This window comes from Metasolibacillus meyeri (genome assembly GCF_003049505.1).
Taxonomy (GTDB): Bacteria; Bacillota; Bacilli; order Bacillales_A; family Planococcaceae; genus Metasolibacillus; species Metasolibacillus meyeri.
The window spans coordinates 1-5,145 of sequence record NZ_PYWN01000248.1 but is presented as its reverse complement, the minus strand read 5'-3'; the positions used below and the strand labels follow the sequence as shown (position 1 = coordinate 5,145).

8 protein-coding genes are annotated in these 5,145 nt (G+C 34.8%); 3 read left to right on the top strand and 5 right to left on the bottom strand.

Going from position 1 to position 5,145, the window contains the following annotated elements; genetic code table 11:
* Positions 1 to 180: 180 nt before the first annotated feature.
* The 3 genes from C9J34_RS21425 to C9J34_RS21420 all read right to left on the bottom strand — a co-directional run bounded on the left by C9J34_RS21425 (position 181) and on the right by C9J34_RS21420 (position 1,793).
* Entirely contained in the window at positions 181 to 852 is a 672-nt protein-coding gene (locus C9J34_RS21425) for an N-acetyltransferase (RefSeq protein ID WP_107842184.1), read from the bottom strand.
* Positions 853 to 934: 82 nt separating this feature from the next.
* Entirely contained in the window at positions 935 to 1,075 is a 141-nt protein-coding gene (locus C9J34_RS22255) for a hypothetical protein (RefSeq protein WP_193769140.1), read from the bottom strand.
* Between the two features lie 169 nt (positions 1,076 to 1,244).
* Positions 1,245 to 1,793 (bottom strand): superoxide dismutase family protein, encoded by a 549-nt coding sequence (locus tag C9J34_RS21420; protein WP_107842183.1) that lies wholly within the window; start codon positions 1,791 to 1,793, stop codon positions 1,245 to 1,247.
* 94 nt (positions 1,794 to 1,887) lie between these two features.
* On the opposite strand from C9J34_RS21420, the gene C9J34_RS21415 reads away from it, so the two are divergent.
* The 3 genes from C9J34_RS21415 (at position 1,888) to C9J34_RS21405 (ending at position 3,615) form a co-directional block, all read left to right on the top strand.
* Entirely contained in the window at positions 1,888 to 2,064 is a 177-nt protein-coding gene (locus C9J34_RS21415) for a putative motility protein (protein ID WP_107842182.1), read from the top strand.
* Positions 2,065 to 2,378: 314 nt separating this feature from the next.
* Complete coding sequence (locus C9J34_RS21410) at positions 2,379 to 2,876, top strand: hypothetical protein (RefSeq protein ID WP_107842181.1); 498 nt, start codon at positions 2,379 to 2,381, stop codon at positions 2,874 to 2,876.
* 115 nt (positions 2,877 to 2,991) lie between these two features.
* On the top strand, positions 2,992 to 3,615 hold the full coding sequence (locus C9J34_RS21405) for a hypothetical protein (protein ID WP_107842180.1): 624 nt from the start codon (positions 2,992 to 2,994) through the stop codon (positions 3,613 to 3,615).
* Positions 3,616 to 4,179: 564 nt separating this feature from the next.
* Here the strand turns inward: C9J34_RS21405 and C9J34_RS21400 are convergent.
* Together C9J34_RS21400 and C9J34_RS21395 are read right to left on the bottom strand one after the other, a co-directional pair.
* Complete coding sequence (locus tag C9J34_RS21400) at positions 4,180 to 4,437, bottom strand: MerR family transcriptional regulator (protein WP_107842179.1); 258 nt, start codon at positions 4,435 to 4,437, stop codon at positions 4,180 to 4,182.
* Between the two features lie 16 nt (positions 4,438 to 4,453).
* Positions 4,454 to 4,969: a hypothetical protein gene (locus tag C9J34_RS21395; RefSeq protein WP_107842178.1), complete on the bottom strand. Its 516-nt coding sequence runs from the start codon at positions 4,967 to 4,969 to the stop codon at positions 4,454 to 4,456.
* Between the last annotated feature and the right edge of the window lie 176 nt (positions 4,970 to 5,145).

Genomic DNA, 5,145 nt, shown 5'->3' with positions numbered 1-5,145 from the left:
TGTACGACTGGAGTATTTTTTTTGTCCATAGCTAAAAGCTTTTTAGAACCCCCCACATAGCAGGGGGTTTTCATTTCCACAATAAAGCAAGGGCGCAGCATGGTGCTACGCCCTTGTTTACAATCGAATTCTCAGATCTTGTGAGCGAACCGCTCCTTCTCACGAGCATTTCAAATCTTTCTACCTACTGAAATAAACGAACCATTCTTCGCCCTGTTTCTCAATGGCAACACCTCGATACCCATCACGTAAAGCTTGTTGCTGTGCCTCGGTATCCCCCATTGCGATTGCTAATTCGTCATTACCAAAAACAACCTCTTTATGTAAAGGCTTTGCCACCACATAGCGAAGCTTGCCACCATATTTATATTTTAGCGCATATATATGCATATTTTGCACGAGCTTATCTTTTAAGCTTGCAATATTATAAGGCTTAACTGTAGCGCACACCCAATCGTATTGAGCTATATTTATCTGTTTCATAATAATAGTTGCCAACGTTTGCTGCAAACCGTATCCTCTAAATTGCGGGTGGATAAACGAAATCTCTTGATAAAGCACTCTTGCTAAATCATCCGCTCCAACATCCAGTCCTAAATGCTCTTCTTCTTTTGAATTTGGTTCCAGCAAAGCACGAATGGCAATCAATCGTTCGTTCACAAACGCCCCAATCATGATACCATGACCATTTAAAATATATAAAAGTTCCTCATCGCTAAGTGGCTGTAAAATTGTCTTGTCCTCTAATGCCTGATAAACTTCTTGTTGTAACTCCTCAATCTGCGCTAATTGCTCACTCCCTAGCCGCTCTAAATAAAACTCATACTCTCCTAAATTTCCCTGATAAATCATTTCGTCACCACGCTATACTATTTATAGTTATATTATAGCTTAAACAAGCAAAAAGCGAATGCTCAATTGAACATTCGCTTTTTTATAAGCCTGTAAAGAAACCTGCTGGATATTGCTCATAGCTATCATACTCTTTAAAACCATCCGTTTCCTCATGACGCTCCAGTTCTAACTCCTCATCCAATAAATATGTCTCAAGATTTGACGATAAAATTTTACCCATATATAACACCCTTCCTTTTAATGAATTTTCTGATTATTCATATAATACTATGATGTTTTTTCATGTGCAAGTCATTAATTCACTATATGCATAAAAAGTATAAAACCTATCCGTGAAACAGATAGGTTTTATGTATGGGTGCCAGGCACACATACAATTCTCACACAATTTACTCAATCACACCACAAACAATACGATCACCTGAATTACCAGATGGGTCTGTTTTATAATCATCGGCCTTTTCATGAATAATAATCGAGCTACCGTCTTTATCGAATAGCGAATTTGCATGACCTTTCATCAATGTCACTAGCTTCGTTGTAAATGCCAATTCTACCGTGCCATCTTCATCTACCTCTAAATTCGGTAAATCACCTGCATGTGGTCCTTGTGGGTTTTCAATACCATGTTGCTTATGCTCTGGGTTAAAATGAGCACCTGCTGATTCAAATGTCGGCGCTTCGCATTTGCCTACCTCATGAATATGAATTGCATGAGGCCCTGGTGGCAGGTTATGCAACTCAGCGTACAACTCTACACCCTCAGCAACTTCCTTCAACAATACTTTTCCAACACTTTCTCCTTTACTATTGACCATTTCAGCAGTTGCTGTTGCCGAGCTAGGCGCATGGACAGGTACTTCCTCTTCTTTTTTCGCTTGAAATAGCGAGCAGCCTGACAATATTAAAACCGTACTGAACATTATGATTTTATACATTACTATCCCTCCTCCTGTTATTATTGGCAAAAGTACATCTACTTTATTCAAATTAACCTAGAGAATCCGATATAAGAGCAAAGGAGGGGTGACAATGGAAATTAATTCAATTATGTCAAGCCAGCTCGCACAGCTACAGCAAACATTGCAAATGTCGATTTTAGACAAAACATTAAATGCTGGTACAGGTGTTGTTGAAATGCTAGCAGAAATGCCTGCTCCCGCTGCTGAACACCCGTATAAAGGTCAATTATTTGACGCACAGGTGTAAATGAAAAGCTATCGAGACCAGTATTTGCCTCGATAGCTTTTTAATTAGTTTCTACTTTCTTACGCAAAGTCCGCATCGCGCGAAACGACACTTTACATACACTTTCATCTGCCATTGTTACCGTGCGTTCTTTTTGCATTGACCTCGACAACAATCAAGTATATCAGCAATATTCTCCTGAAACGTTAAATATGCCATGATATATTTTCTCTAGCTGCTTAATTAAAGGTTCTACTTAGCAAGGTAGTTATGTAACCGTCTACAGAACACTTTACCCAGTTAATCCATAATACTTTTTACATAGGAGGTATTGTATGTTACACAATTTAGAAATAGAGTCCTTCCTTATTTGTGGAAACGGTCGTTATGTTTCAATTCTACAACAACCTCAAGAAGCTATCGCAATCTTGCAAGAGCGTAAAAAAAATGGGAACAACAAGATAATTCCATATATAAACGGCTCTATCCGAATAGTGTATCAATACAAAGTGTTTGTATCTGAGCTATATTGGGATGAAGTGGATACACTTTGGGTGTACTATCTTGATTTAATAGAAAAATATTTAGTACATCAGCAAGCAACTACTTCATTTCCTGAATCATCAACACCAATTTCGATAAAGAAAGTATATCAACATCTCCATTTCTCTGTTAATCATCGAAAAATCGTATTAGATGAAAATGAATTTCTGACAGAGATGCTAAATGGAGCAAAGCATTTTTTTTATTTTGTGTATACAGCTACAGGTGATTTGCATATGAAGATGCGTCTTGAGAGAGCAGAAAAAATAATGAATACCATTGGTTTATAATGTTTTATGAAGGAATTGTGGTAAATAAAGCAACAAAACGTATTGAACAACTTTACCCTAGAGCAACTGTTGTAAATCCTAATAACCCCTAAAAGACAAGGAGAAATGACTTACTGTGTTCACTATTCAAACATGGGTGACTGATACATGGTATGGAGCTGTGCCGCCTGTACCATCGATGAGTGAAGTCAAAAAGCACTTTTATTTATTCGAAGACCCTAAAAATCATCTTGCGATTGACCAAATCATCAATGATAGTAATGGAGAACCTTCTGGACTATTATTTGGTTTTGTTCATATTACTTACAATGGCCAAGAGATTTTGGGAAAGAGGATGTTTTCTCAGATCTTCATTACATGGCATAGTTATGAGATGCTTTTAAAGCAAATGCAAACGCAAAATTTTGCAAATGTGGAACATCCAGAAACAGGTTACACAGCTGTTACCGTCCGCCCTGATGATACAACTCCAAATCAGATGATACTAGAAACTTTCTTTAAGGAAGGTGCTTATTATGAAACTGTCTTTGACCAAGAAACGAATCAAGAAACTAAGATATTCCATGATATCAAAACAATACATGAAACCTTCATACTGCCACGCAAAGAGTTTTTAAAGGCATTATATGATGCACTGATTAACTACCGTCGGATAAATCTCCAGTTCTACAAAATGGTAGATCATAGACAAAGCGCAGAAGACTATCTAAATAAATTACTAGCAATGCCTTTATATTAAAATAAGAGCAACTGTCGAAAAAGCAGTTGCTCTTATTAGCTTTAGTTTAACGTTATTCATTTTATAAATTAGAAAATTTCAGTCGATATACTTTTATAGGCTTCACCATTACTGAAGTAAATCTGCACTAGTATATATAATATTAAAATTAAATTATGAACTGTATTTCGAATAACCTATTTATAATAAATCCAATATTCTCTGAAAAAAATACAACCTATCATAGTGCTAAATTCTTCACCTTACCCCATTTAAGCATACTATCACTTACTATTGAGCACACTAGCTTAAAAGAGGCATTTCAATCTACTATGGAAATAAAGGTAACAATCAGCCTGAATTTCTAGATACCTATGAAGCTCTAAAGAGAGTAAAGTAATTTCCACCATTATGCGTATTATTAAACTACTACTATTCCTTTTAATAACTATGGTTCAGATTAAATTCTATATAGTTTAAATAAAAGTCACTCTTCTTAATCTTAAATACTATCTGACATTCTCCTTAAAATGGAGAATGTCTATTCTATGGGGTTACTACACTCTTTCACAAAAATACTTTATTTTAATCCTTAAAATAATTTTTTATTTCACTAATTGGCCAGCCCCTTTCTTTTAATATTGCAATTTCTTCTAATCGCTTTAAAGCTTCAATACGCGGATATCTTCTTGTAAGCCGTTCTTCTAGTTGTTCGAATGGTATGAGTTCTTCTTCGGTATAATACTTAATTGTACTATACCGAACAGAAGATAATCGCACTAGTTCACTTATACTCACATAATCCGCATTGGCAATGACCTCTTCTGATCTTCTACGTCCCATAACCAACACCTATTTCTTAAATTAATACAGCAGAAGTTAAAATAATGACATCCATATAGTTAATCTCTTTACTAATTCTATCTATATTTCCCCATCTAGTAGGATACATTTTTTTATATTCTTTTATTTTTAACCCTACGTCTTTGATTTCATAATCTGAAAAGTATACTTTTAGTACTCGGCTGGAAGTGAGTAATAAAGCCAAAATAACAGTTTCTTCTGTTACTTCTCCTGGCTCTAATAACTCAGCTCTTAAACGTTGAACAATTTTGTCTTTGTTTGAAATTTTATCATCTAAACCTTCATTTAAAAGTTTGAAGATTTTTACACGATTTTTAGATGGGATATTAAAGTAGCTAATCCATTTTCGAAAATTCCTTGGTTTTTCTTCACAAATAAGTTCATATAACATATTCAATGCATCATTATTCGATTTATTCGAAGGTTCTTGAATAACAATTTTCCCATCATCTTCAAATTTAATTAAATCTAACACTAATAAATCATAAAATAGAGCACCGATAGCATACATTTCTTTACTTTTTGTTTACCCATAAAAGACATTTTCAATTTATTATTTTCTGAAAGAAATAGAAACTCTTGGCTTATCAAATAATTCTCCACTTAACATCATATCCTTTTCAAAAGATTTCGCTTACTACTTACTACTTACTACTTACTACTTACTACTTACTACTTACTACTTAC